Source organism: Pseudomonas sp. S2_H10 (assembly GCF_054668285.1).
The window spans coordinates 6,356,922-6,374,559 of record NZ_CP162754.1; the positions used below are offsets into that span (position 1 = coordinate 6,356,922).

16 protein-coding genes are annotated in these 17,638 nt (G+C 63.6%); 4 read left to right on the plus strand and 12 right to left on the minus strand.

The annotated features are described in order from the left end of the window. The first annotated feature begins 12 nt into the window (after positions 1-12). Positions 13-900 carry a LysR family transcriptional regulator gene (locus AB4O16_RS28860; protein ID WP_160388173.1) on the plus strand — a complete coding sequence of 296 codons (888 nt, stop codon included), beginning with the start codon at positions 13-15 and terminating at the stop codon, positions 898-900. Between the two features lie 183 nt (positions 901-1,083). Here the strand turns inward: AB4O16_RS28860 and AB4O16_RS28865 are convergent, their stop codons facing one another. Then, positions 1,084-1,872 carry an alpha/beta hydrolase gene (locus AB4O16_RS28865; RefSeq protein ID WP_460156459.1) on the minus strand — a complete coding sequence of 263 codons (789 nt, stop codon included), beginning with the start codon at positions 1,870-1,872 and terminating at the stop codon, positions 1,084-1,086. A gap of 129 nt (positions 1,873-2,001) precedes the next feature. On the opposite strand from AB4O16_RS28865, the gene AB4O16_RS28870 reads away from it, so the two are divergent. Together AB4O16_RS28870 and AB4O16_RS28875 are read left to right on the plus strand one after the other, a co-directional pair. Next, a complete protein-coding gene (locus AB4O16_RS28870; RefSeq protein WP_178120654.1) occupies positions 2,002-2,946 on the plus strand; it encodes an aldo/keto reductase in 945 nt (314 codons plus the stop codon). Between the two features lie 121 nt (positions 2,947-3,067). Next, positions 3,068-3,721: a peroxiredoxin gene (locus AB4O16_RS28875; RefSeq protein ID WP_150715062.1), complete on the plus strand. Its 654-nt coding sequence runs from the start codon at positions 3,068-3,070 to the stop codon at positions 3,719-3,721. 133 nt (positions 3,722-3,854) lie between these two features. On the opposite strand, the gene yghX is transcribed toward AB4O16_RS28875, so the two are convergent. The 6 genes from yghX to AB4O16_RS28905 all read right to left on the minus strand — a co-directional run bounded on the left by yghX (position 3,855) and on the right by AB4O16_RS28905 (position 11,075). Further along, entirely contained in the window at positions 3,855-4,742 is an 888-nt protein-coding gene (gene yghX, locus AB4O16_RS28880) for a YghX family hydrolase (protein WP_460156460.1), read from the minus strand. A gap of 181 nt (positions 4,743-4,923) precedes the next feature. Then, positions 4,924-5,325: a heme-binding protein gene (locus tag AB4O16_RS28885; protein ID WP_160388178.1), complete on the minus strand. Its 402-nt coding sequence runs from the start codon at positions 5,323-5,325 to the stop codon at positions 4,924-4,926. Between the two features lie 19 nt (positions 5,326-5,344). Further along, positions 5,345-6,562: a glycolate oxidase subunit GlcF gene (gene glcF / locus AB4O16_RS28890; RefSeq protein WP_460156461.1), complete on the minus strand. Its 1,218-nt coding sequence runs from the start codon at positions 6,560-6,562 to the stop codon at positions 5,345-5,347. Between the two features lie 3 nt (positions 6,563-6,565). After that, positions 6,566-7,630, minus strand: a complete 1,065-nt coding sequence (glcE, locus tag AB4O16_RS28895) for a glycolate oxidase subunit GlcE (RefSeq protein ID WP_460156462.1) — start codon at positions 7,628-7,630, stop codon at positions 6,566-6,568. Further along, entirely contained in the window at positions 7,630-9,129 is a 1,500-nt protein-coding gene (gene glcD / locus AB4O16_RS28900) for a glycolate oxidase subunit GlcD (protein ID WP_460156463.1), read from the minus strand. The genes glcE and glcD overlap by 1 nt, the downstream gene beginning before the upstream one ends. 182 nt (positions 9,130-9,311) lie before the next feature. After that, on the minus strand, positions 9,312-11,075 hold the full coding sequence (locus tag AB4O16_RS28905; protein ID WP_460156464.1) for an L-lactate permease: 1,764 nt from the start codon (positions 11,073-11,075) through the stop codon (positions 9,312-9,314). Between the two features lie 179 nt (positions 11,076-11,254). Between AB4O16_RS28905 and AB4O16_RS28910 the strand changes: the two genes are divergently transcribed. Continuing rightward, complete coding sequence (locus AB4O16_RS28910) at positions 11,255-11,491, plus strand: hypothetical protein (protein WP_160388183.1); 237 nt, start codon at positions 11,255-11,257, stop codon at positions 11,489-11,491. 147 nt (positions 11,492-11,638) lie between these two features. On the opposite strand, the gene AB4O16_RS28915 is transcribed toward AB4O16_RS28910, so the two are convergent. From AB4O16_RS28915 to AB4O16_RS28935, 5 genes are all read right to left on the minus strand, one after another. Continuing rightward, on the minus strand, positions 11,639-13,063 hold the full coding sequence (locus tag AB4O16_RS28915) for a gamma-aminobutyraldehyde dehydrogenase (RefSeq protein ID WP_160388184.1): 1,425 nt from the start codon (positions 13,061-13,063) through the stop codon (positions 11,639-11,641). A 172-nt stretch (positions 13,064-13,235) separates the two neighbouring features. Beyond that, positions 13,236-14,756, minus strand: a complete 1,521-nt coding sequence (locus AB4O16_RS28920) for an APC family permease (protein ID WP_160388185.1) — start codon at positions 14,754-14,756, stop codon at positions 13,236-13,238. A 155-nt stretch (positions 14,757-14,911) separates the two neighbouring features. Continuing rightward, the gene (locus AB4O16_RS28925) at positions 14,912-15,952 is read right to left on the minus strand and encodes a heme-dependent oxidative N-demethylase family protein (protein ID WP_160385834.1); all 1,041 of its coding nucleotides are present in this window, start codon (positions 15,950-15,952) and stop codon (positions 14,912-14,914) included. A gap of 15 nt (positions 15,953-15,967) precedes the next feature. Continuing rightward, complete coding sequence (locus AB4O16_RS28930; RefSeq protein ID WP_460156465.1) at positions 15,968-16,936, minus strand: PDR/VanB family oxidoreductase; 969 nt, start codon at positions 16,934-16,936, stop codon at positions 15,968-15,970. Further along, positions 16,933-17,535 (minus strand): dimethylamine monooxygenase subunit DmmA family protein, encoded by a 603-nt coding sequence (locus AB4O16_RS28935; protein WP_460156466.1) that lies wholly within the window; start codon positions 17,533-17,535, stop codon positions 16,933-16,935. Before AB4O16_RS28935 ends, AB4O16_RS28930 begins: the two co-directional genes overlap by 4 nt. Between the last annotated feature and the right edge of the window lie 103 nt (positions 17,536-17,638).

The following is a 17,638-nucleotide window of genomic DNA, read 5'->3' on the forward strand; positions in this document are numbered from 1 at the left end:
GGAAAACTTACCGTGCTGCCCGAGCTGAAGATTACCCAACTGCGCTATTTCGTCCTGGTCGCCCAGCTCAAAAGCTTTCACGGCGCGGCAAGGCAGGCCTATCGCACACAACCGGCGCTGTCGCTGGCGGTGCGTGAGCTGGAGCAGAAACTCGGCCAGCCATTGTTCGAAAAGGGCGGCAAGACCGAACTGACGCCATTCGGCGCACACTGCTTGCCGCTGTTCGAGGATTTGCTTGCGCATCACGACCGTATCGCCCGCGAAGTCAGCTTGCTGGCGCGGCATGAAATCGGTCAGGTGAGCATCGCCACGGTGCCGTCGGTGGCCAGCCGGTTGTTGCCGCATCTGCTCGCACGGTTTGTCGGCGAGCACCCGAAAATGCAGATCAGCATGCAGGACGGCAATGCCGACAGCGTGCAGCAGCTGCTGGTCCAGGGGCAGGTGGATTTTGCAATCAGCAGCGTGTGGACGGCGGACGAAAACATCGAGTTCGTGCCGGTCCTGAGTGATCGGGTAGGGGTGGTCTGTCGCCACGATCATCCGTTGGTGGCCAGTGGCGAGGCGTTGCACTGGTCGAGCCTGCAAGCTTATCCGTTGGTACGCAATGGCACCTCGCGCTTGCTCGCAGGCACGGAAGCGGCGGGGTTGCTGGACAGCAGCCTGCTGTTCGTCTCCAACATGATTTCGCTGATCGCGATGCTCGAAGAGGGCATCGGCATCACCACGCTGCCGTCCCTGGCGTTCCCGCAGGGCAACGAGAAGCTGGTGTTCCTGCCGCTGTCAGAGCCGCGGGTGGAGCGCCAGATCGGCATCCTGTGCCGCAAGGGGCAGAGCCTGTCGCCCGCGGCGGCCGAGTTGATGGGGTTTCTCAAGGCGAACATGCAGAGGGTCGATCTGTAAGGTCAGGGTTCGAGTGGCGGCTCCGGGCTTTCTGTCGCAGCGGTCTTTGTGGCGAGGGGGCTTGCCCCGTTCGACCGCGAAGCGGTCGCAAAAGTTTGTCTGATATACCGCATTGTCTGGATTGGGGACTACTTCGTAGTCCAACGGGGGCAAGCCCCCTCGCCACAAAGACCGCTGATCCCGTTACAACCCATCCCCCAGCGCCTTGAGGTATTCAGGGCTTTCGCCGATCGAGTTATGCCCCGTCCCCTCGATGACCTGCATCGAAGCCACGCCTTTGGTGAAATGACTCAACAGGCGCTCGGTACTGGAGCGCGGAATCACTTCGTCATCTCCGGCCGCGATCAATACCGTCGGCACCGTGATGCGTGCGGCGTAGCGCCAGGACTGGAATTTGTCCTTCAACAACCAGCGCACCGGAAACCAGCGAAACTGTCGGGCGGCCAGGCCTTCGAGGCTGTTGTAGGGGGTGATCAGCACCAGCCGCGCGGCCGGCCGCTGGCTGGCAAGGCGCACGGCAACCCCGGAGCCCAGGCTGCGCCCGACCACCGCCACGTGCGGACGGGTGGCGTGGACCTGGTCGAACAAGGTCAAGGCGTCGCGGGCAATAGCTTCTTCCGAAGGCGATCCGGAACTGCCGCCATAACCACGGTAATGCAGCAGGTACAGCGCGTAGTCCGGGAAGGCTTGCGAGAAGGAAGGCAGGTTGCGCGAGACGTCTTCGGCATTGCCGCCAAAGTAGATCAGCGCGTTCGGGCCGTCGTGGGGGCGCACAGAGACCAGCACCCGGGCGTCGGCAACCGGCAGGGTGAGCAGGGTAGCGGCCGAGCCGACGGTGCGCGGTTGCGGGTAGTAGATCAGCGCCCGCTGAAACACGAACAGCGCCACGCACAGCGCCAGGTACAACGCTGCGACGATGACGACGAGTAACACCAGGGTGCGTGACATTCGACTAACGTTAGGAGGCGGCATTGACTGCTCGAGGTTTGAATGTGGCTGGCGCCGCAAGGCTTTCTCAGTGTAGTCAATCGACCCTTGGCGCGGGATATCCGGGTTGTCGGCGCAACAGGTCGAACCCGAGCGACTGGTGAGAAGCGTTTTATGAGCCATCCTGAGGGTTACACCCGTAGAGAAATACTCACGCTGGCTGCCGGCGCTTCGGCGGTCTTCACGTTCGGTCCGGCGGGAGCACAAGCCGTGCCGTCGACGGGAACAGGAGGCAAGACCATGCAGACCCGCGCCATTCCTTCCAGCAACGAGTCCTTGCCGATCGTAGGGTTGGGCACTTATCGCGGGTTCGATGTCGAGCCTGCGCAACCGGCCTACAAAGACTTGTCCGCCGTGCTGGATGCGTTGTTCGACAAGGGCGGCAAGCTGATCGACAGCTCGCCGATGTACGGTCGCGCCGAACAGACCACCGGTGAATTGCTGTCGATCCACGAGCCGCGCTCGCCGGCGTTCCTGGCCACCAAGGTGTGGACCCGCGGGCGCGAAGAAGGCATCGCGCAGATGGAACAATCCTTCGCCCTGTTGCAGACCGACCGCATCGACCTGATGCAGATCCACAACCTGCTGGACTGGCAGACTCACCTGCCGACCCTGCGCCACTGGAAGGAGCAAGGGCGCATCCGCTACATCGGCATCTCCCACTACACGGCGGCGGCCTATGAAGAAGTGGAGGCGGTGCTCAGGGCCGAGCCACTGGATTTCCTGCAGATCAACTACGCCCTGGACGACCGCGGCGCCGAGAAACGTTTGCTGCCGTTATGCCGTGAGCGGGGCGTGGCGGTGATCTGCAACCGGCCGTTTGGCGGTGGCGGCCTGCTGGCCAAACTCAAGGACACACCGTTGCCAGGCTGGGCGGCGCAAGTCGGGGTCAAGAGCTGGCCGCAACTGGCGCTGAAGTTCCTGCTGTCGCATACGGCGGTGACCTGCGTGATCCCGGGCACCGGCAACCCGCGCTACATGGCGGAAAACGCCCGCGCCGGATTCGGCCCGATGCTGACCGACGCCCAGCGTCAGCAACTGATTGCGCTGGTCGGCTAGCGACGCACCGATGCGGTCCGGCGAGTCCCGCAACCTCTCCTATACTGTCGGCGTCCATGCCGTCCAACGCGCATTCGTTGCCCTGACGGCGTCCCTGTCCATCACTGCAAGGAGATCGAACATGGCAATTCGCATTGGCGACGAAGCACCGGATTTCACCGCCGACACCACCGAAGGCACGCTCAATTTTCACCAATGGATCGGCGATGGCTGGGCCGTCCTGTTTTCCCACCCCAAGGATTTCACCCCGGTGTGCACCACCGAACTGGGCTACCTGGCCAAGCTCAAGCCGGAATTCGACAAGCGCAACACCAAGGTCATCGGTCTGAGCGTCGACCCGGTCAGTGACCACAACCGCTGGGTCGGTGACATCGCCGAGACCCAGGGCAGCGCGGTCAACTATCCGCTGATCGGCGACGAAAACCTGGTGGTGGCCAAGCTCTACGACATGATCCACCCCAACGCCAGCGGCGGCGCGCGCACGGCGGTGGACAACGCGACGGTGCGTTCGGTGTTCCTCGTCGGCCCGGACAAGAAGGTCAAGGCCATGCTGATCTACCCGATGAGCGCCGGGCGTAATTTCGATGAAGTGCTGCGCCTGCTCGACTCCCTGCAACTCAATGCCAAGCACACCGTCGCCACGCCGGTGAACTGGCGGCCGGGTGAGGACGTGATCATTCCGACTTCGGTGTCTGATGAAGATGCGAAGAAGAAGTACCCGGATGGGTTCAAGACGTTGAAGCCGTATTTGCGGACGGTGGCTCAGCCGAAGTAGTCATCAGCCGTGAAATCGCCATCGCGGGCAAGCCCGCTCCCACACTGGATCTGTGTCGGACACAGATTTTGTGTCCACTGGAGCCCCCTGTGGGAGCGGGCTTGCCCGCGATGGGGCCAGCCCTGCTGACCCCTCAAACCAGATACTTTTTAAACCACCCCACCGTCCGCTCCCACGCCTGCTTCGCCGCCACCTCGTCATAACGCGGCGTCGAATCATTGTGGAAACCATGATTGCAGCCCGGGTAAATGTAGGCCTCATAGGTCTTGCCTCCGGCCTTCAACGCTTTCTCATAGGCCGGCCAGCCTTCGTTGATCCGTGTGTCCAGCTCGCCGTAGTGCAGCATCACCGGGGCCTTGATCCGGGGCACTTCCTCGGCCGTTGGCTGACGGCCATAAAAGGATACGGCGGCGCCCAGTTCCGGGTAGGCCACGGCGGCGGCGTTGGTCACGCCACCGCCGTAGCAGAAGCCGGTGATGCCGACTTTCCCGGTGGCCGCAGGGTGTTTCATCATCCACTCGACGGCGGCGAAAAAGTCGTTCATCAGCTTTTCCGGGTCGACGGTGGCCTGGAGTTCGCGACCCTTGTCGTCATTGCCGGGATAACCGCCGAGCGACGTCAGGCCATCCGGGGCCAGGGCGATGAACCCGGCCTTGGCCACACGCCGGGCCACGTCTTCGATGTAGGGGTTGAGCCCGCGGTTTTCGTGCACGACCACCACCGCCGGCACTTTGCCGGTGGCCTTGGCCGGGCGCACCAGGTAAGCGCGAACCTGGCCGTGGCCCTTGGGCGACGGGTAGGTGACGTACTCGGCAATGATGTCCGGGTCGGTGAACTCGACCTGCTCGGCCAGCGCATAGTTGGGGCTCAGCGCGGCGAGCAGGGCGCCGGCCGTCATGCCGCCGAAGGTGAACAACGCCGCGCGGTCGAGAAACTCCCGGCGGTTGATCTTGCCGTGGGCGTAGTAGTCGTAGAGTTCCAGCAGTTCGGGGGCGAAGTCTTTTGCGGTTAGACGGGTCATTGGTGCAACTCCTCTCGACTGGTTTGACACGGACCCTGTGGGAGCGGGCCTGTGGCGAGGGGGCTTGCCCCCGTTGGGTCGCGAAGCGGCCCCCGAAAAATGGGACTGCTGCGCAGTCCAACGGGGGCAAGCCCCCTCGCCACAAGCCCATTCACAGGGGAAAAAGGGTGAAGCCAGAACCTCACTCCAGGCACTGCGCCCCGGCCTTGGCCACCTGCGCATCCTGCCCGGGCTTGACGCCCGACACACCGACCGCGCCAATCACCTGGCCATCGAAGACAATCGGCACGCCACCCTCCAGCGAAGTCAGCAAGGGGGCTGACAGGAAAGCGTAGCGCCCGTTGTTGACCATGTCCTCATAACTTTTCGATTCGCGCCGCCCGAGGGCCGCGGTGCGTGCCTTTTCGGTGGCGATGTAGGCGCTGCTCGGCGCACAGCCGTCGAGGCGTTCGAGGGCCAGCGGGTGGCCGCCGTCATCGACCACTACGATGGTCACGGCCCATTGATTGGCCTGGGCTTCGGCGCGGGCGGCGTTGATGATCTGGCCGACTTCGGTCTGGCTCAGGACGGCTTTGCTGTTCATGGGCGTCTCCAGTGCTCGGTCAAGGCAGGGCGGCCTCGACCAGTTCGATCCAGTGCCGCACCGGGGTTCGGCCTGCGCCGTCGAGGTGGGTCTGGCAGCCGATGTTGGCCGTGACAATGACCTCGGGGTAGCCGCTTTCCAGGGCGTTGAGCTTGTTGTCGCGCAGTTGTCGCGACAGTTCCGGCTGGGTCAGCGAGTAGGTGCCCGCCGAGCCGCAACACAGGTGTCCGTCGGGGACGGACGTAAGGTTGAAACCCATTTGCTTCAATAGCGCTTCCACGGCGCCGCCGAGTTTTTGCCCGTGTTGCAGGGTGCAGGGGCAATGGAAGGCCAGGCGTTGCGAGGCGTGGATGCCCAGTTGCTCCAGCGGCTCGTCGCGCAACACTTCCACCAGGTCCCGGGCCAGCGCGCTGACCTTTTTCGCCTTGTCGGCATAGGCCGGGTCGCTGGCGAGCAGGTGGCCGTAGTCCTTGATGAAGGCGCCGCAACCGCTGGCCGTCTGCACAATCGCTTCGGCGCCTTTTTCGATGGCCGGCCACCACGCGTCGATGTTGCGCCGGGCGCGATCGAGGCCGGCGGCCTGGGCGTCGAGGTGATAGTCCACGGCACCGCAGCAGCCGGCCTCGCGGCTGCCGATGACGCTGATCCCCAACCGGTCCAGCACCCGCGCCGCAGCGGCATTGGTGTTGGGTGACAGGCTGGGCTGCACGCAGCCTTCGAGCATCAGCACTTGCCGCGCGCGCAGGGTCAGGGGGCGCGGTTTGGCCGGGTAGACCCTGCGCGGCAACTTGCTTTGCAGCGGGCCGGGCAGCAGCGCGCGCAACACCTGACCGCTATTGACCAGGCCCTTGAACAGTTCGGGATGCGGCACGGTCTGGCGCAAACCCTCGCGCAACAGGCGCTGCCCGAGCGGGCGCGGCACCGCCGCATCCACCACTGCCCGGCCGATGTCCAGCAGGTTGTGGTAATCGACGCCCGATGGGCAGGTGGTTTCGCAGTTGCGGCACGACAGGCAGCGGTCCAGGTGCTGTTGGGTCTTTTGCGTGACGTCGTTGCCTTCCAGCACTTGCTTGATCAGGTAGATGCGGCCCCGAGGTCCGTCCAGTTCATCGCCGAGCAATTGATAGGTCGGGCACGTGGCGTTGCAGAACCCGCAGTGCACGCAGGTGCGCAGGATGCTTTCGGCTTCCGCGGCGCGGGGCAGATGGCTGGCGCTTTCACTCAGGGTCGTCTGCATGGTTCAAAGCTCCGCGTACAGGCGTCCGGGGTTGAAGATGCCCCGTGGATCGAGTTGTTGTTTGAGGTTGCGGTGATAACGCATCAGCGCCGGCGGCAGCGGCTGGAACGGGGTGTCGGTCAGGCCGTGGCTGAAGCAGGTGACATGACCGCCGACCTCGTCGACGACCTGGCGGATGAACGCCGCTTCGGCATCGGACTTCAACCAGCGCTGGGCACCGCCCCAGTCGACCAACTGCCGGCCTGGCAGCGACAGCCGTGGTGTGTTGTGCGGCAGTGACAGGCGCCAAAGCGGCTGGTCCTCATCGAAGAAGCTCAAGCGCTGCTCGTTGAGGTCGTCCCAGTAGGTGGCGTCCAGCCGTTCGCCGCCGAGGCGCTCATGGGCCGCCGCCACCGAGCCTTCACCGCCTTCCAGCCGCAGGTGCAGGCGTGAGCCGTCGTGGCAGGCCGCGCTGATCGGCAACGGTTGCTGGCCCCATTGCGCCAGGTGCAGCAAGGCCCGTTCGATGTCCAGTTCCAGGCTGATGCTGAGGCACTGCCGGGGTTTGGGCAGTACCTTGAGCGAGACCTCGGTGATCAGCCCGAGGCACCCATGACTGCCGGCCATCAGGCGCGACAGGTCGTAGCCGGCGACGTTTTTCATCACCTCGCCACCGAAGCGCAATAGCTTGCCTTGCCCCGTGATGACGCGGGTGCCGAGGACGAAATCGCGCACCGAGCCGGACCACGGGCGCCGTGGTCCGGACAGTCCGCAGGCGATCATGCCGCCCACCGTGGCGCCTTCGCCAAAGGCCGGCGGTTCGCAGGGCAGCATCTGTTGCGCGGCATCGAGCACCTGCGCCAGCTGCGCCAACGGCGTGCCGCAACGGGCGGTGATCACCAGTTCCGTCGGGTCGTAGCTGACGATGCCGCAGTGCGCGCGCGTATCGAGAATTTCCCCGGCCGTGGTGCGCCCGAGAAAGGCCTTGCTGTTGGAACCCTGGATGCGCAACGGCGTGGCGTTGTCCAGTGCCTGATTGACCTGCTCCAGCAGTGACGGGCTGTCATCGACATCTTCAGGGGCGTGCATCAGAAACGCTCCAGCTCGGGGAAGGGCAGTTGACCGGCATGTATGTGCATGGCTCCGAATTCGGCGCAGCGGTGCAGGGTCGGAATGTTCTTGCCGGGGTTGAGCAGACCGCCGGGGTCGAAGGCGGCCTTGATCGCATGGAACAGGGTCAGCTCATCGCTGTTGAACTGCGCGCACATCTGGTTGATCTTTTCGCGGCCCACGCCGTGCTCACCGGTGATGCTGCCGCCCACCTTCACGCACAATTCGAGGATCTTGCCGCCCAGGGCTTCGGCGCGGTCGAGTTCACCGGGTTGGTTGGCGTCGAACAGAATCAACGGATGCATGTTGCCGTCGCCGGCATGGAACACGTTCGCCACCCGCAGGCCGTATTCGTTCGACAGTTCGGCGATGGCGTGCAGCACGCCGGGCAGTTCGCGGCGGGGGATGGTGCCGTCCATGCAGTAATAGTCCGGCGAGAGGCGGCCCACCGCCGGGAAGGCATTCTTGCGCCCGGCCCAGAAACGCACGCGCTCGGCTTCGTCTTTGGCCTGGCGCACCTCGGTTGCGCCGGCCTGTTGCAGGACCTGGCGCACCCGGTCGCAATCATCGGCGACATCGGCTTCAACACCATCGAGTTCACACAACAGGATGGCCTGGGCATCCACCGGGTAACCAGCGTGGATGAAATCCTCGGCGGCGCGGATGGCCAGGTTGTCCATCATTTCCAGGCCACCGGGGATGATCCCGGCGGCGATGATGTCGCCGACCGCGCGCCCGGCTTTTTCCACCGAGTCGAAGGCCGCCAGCAGCACCTTGGCGGACTGCGGTTTGGGCAGCAGCTTGACCGTGACCTCGGTGATCACCCCGAGCAGGCCTTCGGAACCGGTGAACAATGCCAGCAAGTCGAAACCGGGGGAGTCGAGGGCGTTGGAGCCCAGGCTCAACTGTTCGCCATCGACCGTGAGGATGTCGACCTTGAGCACGTTGTGCACGGTCAGGCCGTATTTGAGGCAATGCACGCCACCGGCATTTTCCGCGACGTTGCCACCGATGGAGCAGGCGATTTGCGAGGACGGGTCCGGCGCGTAATACAGGCCGAACGGGGCCGCCGCCTGGGAAATCGCCAGATTGCGCACACCGGGCTGCACCCGCGCGGTTCGGGCGGCGGGGTCGATGTGCAGGATGTTGTTGAAGCGCGCCATCACCAGCAGCACGCCTTTCTCCAGGGGCAGCGCACCGCCGGACAATCCGGTACCGGCGCCGCGGGCCACCACGGGCACGTGCAGCTCATGGCAGACGCGCAGCACCCCTTGCACCTCGTCGATGTGCCGGGGCAGCACCACCAGCATCGGCGTGGTGCGATAGGCCGACAGTCCATCGCATTCGTAGGGCTTGAGCTCCTCCTGCTGGTGCAGGATTTCCAGGGCCGGCAGCCTGGTTTTCAAGGCGTGCAACAGTGCCTGTCTGTCGACGTCGGGCAGGGCGCCGTCGACGCGCTCATCGTAGAGAATGTTCATCGGTTCTCGACTCTCGCAGCAGGCCAATGACCTTCATCATTGGCCTGTCAGGCTCAGCTGTCCATGGGATCGTTGTCTCCACTGTGGGAGCGAGCTTGCTCGCGATGGCGGTAGACCATTCGACATCTATGTTGAATGACACTCCGCCATCGCGGGCAAGCCCGCTCCCACAGGGATTCGATTTAATGGCCGCCCACCACCATATGGCTGAACGGTGCGACATAGGCCTGCAGCGTCACCAGGCCACCGACCAGGATCGCCAGCACGATCGAGTGGAAGAACACGTAGCGCAGGATTTCCCCTTCATGGCCATACCAGCGGGTGGCCGTGGAGGCGACCACGATCGACTGCGCGTCGACCATCTTGCCCATGACCCCGCCGGAGCTGTTGGCGGCGGCCATCAACACCGGGCTGATGCCCAACTGCTCGGAGGTCACTCGTTGCAAACCGCCGAACAGCACGTTGGATGCCGTGTCCGAGCCGGTCAGCGCCACGCCGAGCCAGCCAAGCAGGGTGCCGAACATGGGGTAGAAAATGCCCGTCGCGGCGAAGGCCAGGCCCATGGTCGCGTCCAGTCCGGAGTAGCGCGTGAGAAAGCCCAGGGCGAGCATCGCCGCAATGGTGATCAGCGAGTATCGCACCACCCACAGGGTGCGCAGGTACTGGCGGATCAGCTGCGGGATCGAGTACCCCATCAGCAAACCACCAACAATCGCCGCCAGCAGAATGCCGCTGCCGGTGGCGGTGAACCAGGTGAACTTGTACACCGCTTCTTCGGTTTTCGGCGCGGGCACCACGGGCGGCACTTTCTCGACCTGCTGGTGCAGGGTGGTGAAGGTCACGACCGGCGCGAACAGCGGGTTGGCCTCGCGCAGCGGTTTACCCTGGGGATCGAGCTTGGCGGCGCTGGTTTGCGGGTCGATGGCGGGGCGGGTGTCGAAGGTGTTCTTGAAGCCCTGGGTGCCCCAGATGAACACGAAGACCGTGAGGATGATCCACGGCATCCATGCGCGCATCACCGCCGGTTTCGCCTCGTTGGCGAAGGTTGCAGTCGGTACGGGCTTTTCGTCGTGCTCGGCGTCGATCTTCGAATTATCGACCCGGCCGGTCAGGGCAGCGGAGGTGTGCACGGTGGCCGGTTTCCAGACCTTGAGGAAACCGGTCAGGCAGGCCATGGAAATCAGTGCGGCGATCACATCCACCAGCATCGGCCCGTGATAGTTGGATACGAGGAATTGCGGAACGGCAAAACTGACCCCGGCCACGAGGATCGCCGGCCAGATTTCCAGCATCTTGCGCCAGCCGGCAAAGGCCCAGATCAGCCAGAACGGAACCAGTACCGAGAAGAAGGGCAACTGCCGGCCAACCATCATCGACAGCTCCATTTCATCCAGCCCGGTGACCTTGGCCAGGGTGATGATCGGCGTGCCGAGGGCACCGAATGCCACCGGCGCGGTGTTGGCGATCAGCGCCAGCCCCGAGGCGGCAAGCGGCGAGAAACCGAGCCCGATCAGAATCGCCCCGGTCACCGCCACCGGCGTACCGAAACCGGCCGCGCCTTCGAAGAACGCACCGAAGCAGAAAGCGATCAGGAGCAATTGCAGGCGTCGGTCATCGGTGATGCGCGCCAGGGAGTCCTGCAGCACCTTGAACGAACCGTTCTCGGTGGTCAGGCGGTGCAGGAAGATGATGTTCAACACGATCCAGCCAATCGGCAACAGACCATTGGCCGCGCCGAACAGTGCCGCGGAACCTGCCATGTTCGCCGGCATGCCGAAGGCGAAGATCGCGATCAGCAAGGCCGAGGCCAGCGCGAGCAACGCCGCCAGGTGCGCCTTGACATGAAAAAACGCGAGGGACGCCAGCATCACCACCACCGGCACAGCCGCCATCAGCGTTGAAAGCACCGGGTTATTGAACGGATCGTAGACTTGCTGCCAGACCATGTTCCACCTCTGCATTTTATTGTTGGACGTGCAGATCCCCTGGGGGGAGGTGGGCTTGAGTATAGGTGGCATTGCGCAGCTGTCAGGGCTGGCCTTCGGTCCTGCCAATCAGCGCATTTCAGAGTGCTGAGCTAGCATGGCCAGTAGGGTTTCAATCCAGTCAGGGGAGGAATGCAGTCATGACCGAGCGGCATCTGGAGCACAAGGAAACGCTATCGAACGGATGCAATATCAAAGTCAAGGCCGAGATATTGAAAGACGGTTCGCTGGGCATGTTCATCGGCGTCTACCGGCCGGACGGCACAGCCATCGATGAAAACCACGATCCACGGCCGCACATGCTGGACATGGAGGCGGCGATGGATTGGGGGATCGATATTGCCAAGGGGATCGGCAATAGCCAGCGGACGTTGTGAGCGGTGGTTGCGTGGAGATCGGTTTTTTTTGTAGGAGCCGGCTTGCTGGCGAATGGGACGACACGGTGTGCCAGGTACGCCGCGTCATCGTTAACGTCCATCGTCGGAACGCCGCCCGGAGCAAGCTCGCTCCTACAGGCGAAGCTCTTAATGCTTGAACATCACATGCCGAACCACGGTGTAATCCTCCAGCCCATACATGGACATGTCCTTGCCATACCCGGACAGCTTCTGACCGCCATGGGGCATTTCGCTGACCAGCATGAAGTGCGTGTTCACCCAGGTGCAGCCGTACTGCAAGCGCGCCGCCAGGCGATGGGCGCGGCCAACGTCGGCGGTCCATACGGAGGAGGCGAGGCCGTAGTCTGAATCGTTGGCCCAGCCCAGCACTTGCGCTTCATCGCTGAACCTGGTCACCGACACCACCGGCCCGAACACTTCGCGACGGACGATTTCGTCGTCCTGTTGTGCATCGGCCAACACGGTAGGTTCGAAGAAAAAGCCGTTGCCTTCGACAGCCTTGCCGCCAGTGATCAAGCGAATGTGCGGCTGGGCGATGGCGCGCTCGACGAAACCGGCCACGCGGTCGCGGTGTTGCGCGGTGATCAGCGGGCCGAGTTCGGTCGACGGGTCATCCTGCAGGCCGTACTTGATGCTGCTGACGGCGGCACCGAGTTTCTCCACGAACTTCTCGTAGATGCCGGCCTGGGCATAGATGCGGCAGGCCGCGGTGCAGTCCTGCCCGGCGTTGTAGAAACCGAAGGTGCGGATGCCTTCCACGGCGGCATCGATGTCGGCGTCGTCGAAGATGATCACCGGCGCCTTGCCACCGAGTTCCATGTGCATGCGTTTGACGCTGTCGGCGGTGCTGGAAATGATGTTCGAGCCGGTGGCGATCGACCCGGTCAGCGACACCATGCGCACTTTCGGGTGGGTGACCAGCGGGCTGCCGACGCTAGGACCACGGCCGAACACCAGGTTGAGCACGCCGGCGGGGAAGATCTGCGACGCCAGTTCGGCCAGGCGCAGGGCGGTCAGCGGGGTCTGTTCCGACGGCTTGAGCACCACGGTATTGCCAGCGGCCAGGGCCGGGGCGATTTTCCAGGCGACCATCATCAACGGGTAGTTCCACGGCGCGATGGAGGCGATCACGCCCACCGGGTCGCGGCGGATCATCGAGGTATGGCCGGGCAGGTACTCGCCACCGGCCGAACCGCTCATGCAGCGACTGGCGCCGGCGAAGAAGCGGAACACGTCGGCAATCGCCGGGATCTCGTCGTTCAGCGCGGCGCTGTAGGGCTTGCCGCAGTTGTCCGATTCCAGCTTGGCCAGTTCTTCGCCGTGGGCCTCGATGGCGTCGGCGAGTCTGAGCAGCAGCAGCGAACGTTCTTTCGGCGGGGTCTGCGACCAGCTGTCGAACGCGGCATCGGCGGCGCGTACGGCGGCATCGACCTGGGCTTCGCTGGCTTCGTTGATTTCCACCAGCACACGGCCCAAGGCAGGGTTGAAGACGGGTTGGGCGGGGCCTTCGCCGTCTTGCAGTTGGCCGTTGATCAGTAATTTGGTTTGCATGGTTTTTTCCTCACTAACACTTTTATTTTTCTGCCGAAACCGGATCAAAACTGTGGGAGCGAGCCTGCTCGCGAAAGCGGTGTGTCAGTCGACATCAATGCTGGATGTGACGGCCTCTTCGCGAGCAGGCTCGCTCCCACATTGATCCGGTTCCCATATTGGAAATTGGTTGTCAGTTACTGACCGCCACAGCCCGTGGTGCTTTCACCGGTTTGGAAAACTTCCAGGCATCACCCGCCGGTGCGGTGCCTTTGTCGTAAGGCTTGCCCAGCAGCATGTAGACCAGGCCTGCGCCCATCACCACCAGGGTGGTCAGGATCATCGAGTAGTTGATGTACCACGGCGCATCCGGCGAGCGCGGCCAGACCATGTTGACGATTGCGCACACGCCGTAAACCAGGGCGGCGAGGTTCACCCACAGGCCCCAGGCACCGAGGGTGAACTGGCCGTTCGGGCGCCAGCCCTTGGCACGGGCGATCAGTGCTGCGACGACGATCAACTGGAACGCCACGTAGATACCAATCGCCGCGAAACCGACGATGGTCGCCACGGCATCGGCCATGAACATGCCCAGGCAAACGATGGCGGCGGGCACCAGACCGCTGACCACCAGGGCGAAGGACGGCACATGGTTGGCCGACAGGCGCTTGAACAGCGAACTGCCGACGATCATTTCGTCGCGGGCATAGGCGAACAACAGGCGACTGGCCGCTGCTTGCAAGCTCAGCACGCAGGAGATGAACGAGACCATCACCACCGCCATCACCAGGCGCGAACCGACCGGGCCGAAGGCGTTGGCGAGGATGGTCGCCACCGGGTCTGTGTCTTCGCCGGCCAGCACCTTGGCCATGTCCGGCACCGACAGAATCAGCGCCAGACAAGCGAACATCGCTGCCGCGCCACCGATATAGATGGTCATGCGCATGGCCTTGGGAATGCGCTTGCCCGGGTTCGGGGTTTCTTCGGCGACATCGCCACAGGCCTCGAAACCGTAGTACTGGAACAGGCCCGCCAGGGACGCCGCGAGGAACGCCGGCAAGTACGAACCGTTGACTTGCAGGTTGAAGGTGTCGAACAGCACGCTGAACGGCTGGTGGCGCTCGAAAATCAACAGGTAGCCGCCCACCAGAATCGCGCCGACCAGTTCGCAGAGGAAACCGAACATCGCCACACGCGCCAGCAGCTTGGTGCCCACCAGGTTGAGTGCGGTCGAGAGCAGGATGATGCTCAGGGCGATGTAGATATTCGCCTCGGGTCCGGGGTGGAAGCCCATCATGATTGCCAGGTACGGCCCGGCCCCCACGGCGACGCCGGCGATGGTCGCGCACAGCGCCCAGGCATACACCCAGCCGACCATCCACGCCCAGCGCTTGCCCACCAGACGACGGGCCCACGGGTAGACACCACCGGAAATCGGGAACTGCGAAACCACTTCACCGAAGATCAGGCACACCAGCATTTGTCCGGCGCCGATCAGCAGGTAGGACCAGAACATCGGCGGGCCGCCGGCGGCCAGGCACAGGCCGAACAGGGTATAGACGCCGACGACCGGCGACAGATAGGTGAAGCCCAGGGAAAAGTTCTCCCACAGGCTCATGCTGCGATTGAAATCCGAGCTGTAGCCGAGGGCGCGCAGTTGTTCCGCGTCCTGATCGGCGCTGCTGCTTGCACGCGTATTGGATGAGCCACTCATGTTATTTCCTCATTATCAATGGCAGTGGATTGCAAGGTTGGCGGGTTGGCCCGCCAGTGCCCCTTTGGGGCTTATTGTCATGTTCCTTGTAGGAGCCGGCTTGCCGGCGATGGCGATTTCAAAGACGCCATCGCCAGCAAGCCGGCTCCTACAAGTCAGGCTTGCTTGCGCGGCTCGCTTTCCCGGCCGTCGTCATACTGCGAAAGCCATTCCACCGCCGCGTCGCGGTAGCGGCTGAAGCCCTTGTAGTCGACCAGTTGCTGATTGAGGTCGCGCAGCACCCGATGCATGCGCCGGGCCCACGCCGGGTTGGTGGCGATGTCCTCAAGGCTCAGCAGGTAAGTACGGATCGGGAAGACGATGGCGTTGCTGCGCGGCAAGCGGTGCAGCGGTTGTAACTCGATGCGCAGGTACACCAGCTTGCCGGCGTTTTCGGCGGTCACGACGGTGCGGTCCGGTGCCCATTCCGGCAGGCTTTCAGCCGAGACTTCGAGGCGCGGATTGACGGTCAGCGACCAGTTAAGGCGGCGTACCGGGTGACCGGTGCGCAGGCGCAGCAGGAACTTCAGGGCACGGTCGAGCATGCCGATTTCCTTCACCAGCGGTACGGGGCCGTGGAATTCCTCCCAGCTCATGCCGAGGTTGAAGCGCAGCGAATAGTCGGCGCGTTGAGTGGCGATGCCTGCTCCCCAGTACAACGTACCGTCGCGCTCTTCCTGCAACACCCAGTCACCCTGGGCCTGGCGAGTCACGTACTCCATCGGCTCATAGGGCAAGGTCGCCGGGTCGCCGAAGGTGAAGTGGTCGTCGATGTTCAGCAGGCGGTTGGTCCAGTGCCACTGCCGGCCTTCACGGGCCAGGGTGAAGTACTCCGGGTAATCACGGGCGTAGGACTCCATGATCAGTTCGAGCAGGTCCCATTGCGCCTCCATCATGTGCGGCGCCGAGACATAGTGCATGCCCGGGTCCTTCTCCAGGGTGATGGCGCGGTCCCGGCATTCGCTGATGTAGTGCTCGTCGATATCGAACGCAGCGCGGAACGCACCGTCGCCCACCGGGACATGCGGCTCGAGGTTCATCGAGTACATGTAGTCGTCATCGGGAAACGGGAAGGGCGCGCGGGCGATGGTTTCCGGGCTGTTGGCGAAGGTGTAGTCGTCGCGATAGGTTTCGTCGCGGTTGAATGTGATTGTCATTGTTATGTCTTCCGATCAGAGGTCGATGACCAGGCGATTGCATTGGGCGCGCGATACGCACGGCATGATTTTCTTGCGGCTGGCCTTGTCTTCGTCGGACAGCCAGTCGTCGGTGTGCAGCAACTCGCCGTCCAGTTCCAGGACGGTGGTTTCGCAGTGGCCACAAGCGCCGCCGCGACACAGGTAGGGCATGCTGAAACCGGCGGCTTCCACCGCTTCGAGCATGGTCTGGTCAGGCGAGACTTCGATGGTCGTGCCGCTGCGGCCGAGGGTGAAACTGAAAGCCTCGCCGCCGCTGCCTTGCTCAAGGAAACGCTCGTAGTGCACGTGGCTGTCGGTCCAGCCCAGGTCGCGGGCACAGGCCAGGGTGGCGTCGATCATGCTGTCCGGGCCGCACACGTAGACGTGGCTGCCCAGCGGTCGACCGGCAAGGATCTGGCCGATCTCCATGCGCGACTCCACGCCTTTGCGGTACAGGTGAACCTGCTCGCCATAGGTCGCCTGAAGCTCTTTGCCCAATTGCGCGTGTTCTTCACCGCGCACCGCGTAATGCAGTTCGAACGGCACTTTGCTCAGGCGCAGTTCTTCCAGTTGCGAGATCACCGGCGTGATGCCGACCCCCCCGGCGATGAACAGGTGCAGGCGCGCCTGTTTGATCAGCGGGAACAGGTTGACCGGTGGCGTGACCTCGATCAGGTCGCCTTCATTGACGTTGTCGTGCAGCGCCACCGAACCTCCACGACCGCTGTCGACGCGGCGCACGGCGATCTGATAACTGCTGGTGTCGTAGGGCGAACTGAGCAGCGAATAGGGGTTGCGCAAGGTCTTGTCAGAATTGGCGACCAACACCACGACATGGCTGCCGCCGGAGAACGCCGGCAGGTGCTCGCCGCTCGGCGAGACCAGGGTGAAGCGCTTGATCTCCGGGGTCACCGATTCGATGCGGGCCACGCGCAGGTTCAAGGTTCCGTTGTTCTGGCTCATGTATCGAGCTCCTCGGCTGGCGGCAATTCTCCCGGCACTTCGGCGTCGGCCTTGACCGCCTGAAACGCCGCCAATCGCCGGGAATAGTGATCGCGCACCACCAGCGTCAGGCTGCAACCGGGGCAGTCGTAGACGCGTTGGGTGACGTTTTCGGTGTAGGTGTCGCAGTGCACGCACCACACCCGGCGCACCAGAGTGCCTGAGTGTTCGCGCAGCACTTCGTCGCGATTGAGGTCGAAGCGGGTAGCCACTTGCATGGCGCTGCCCAGGTAGCTTTCGGAGCCTGCGAGGTACAGGCGGGTGCCCATGCGCGCATCGACCAGCAGGTTGTTCAGGTCATCGATCAATGCCTGGTTGCTGGCGTACGGACGCAGCTCATGATCCGGGTAGCGCTGCAGTTCGGTCAGGAAGTCCTGGCCGGAAAACGACTCTCGCGAGTACAGCAGGGTGATGGGGCCATCCAGCCCGGTCATTTCGTCCAGCAAGCGCAACATGGCGCGACCGCCACTGCCTTGACCGGCAATGATGTGCCGCCTGCCTCCCGGCAAGGGTTGCAGCCGGTCATAGACTGGCCGGCTTTTGATCCCGGTGATCAACATTATTATTTTTCCTCCTGGCTACCGGCGCGGCGTATAAACGCCGGCCCTGATGCAAAGCCCAACGGTGGTGGGTTGCAGGTAGCAGGAGCACAGGTCGTGCCAG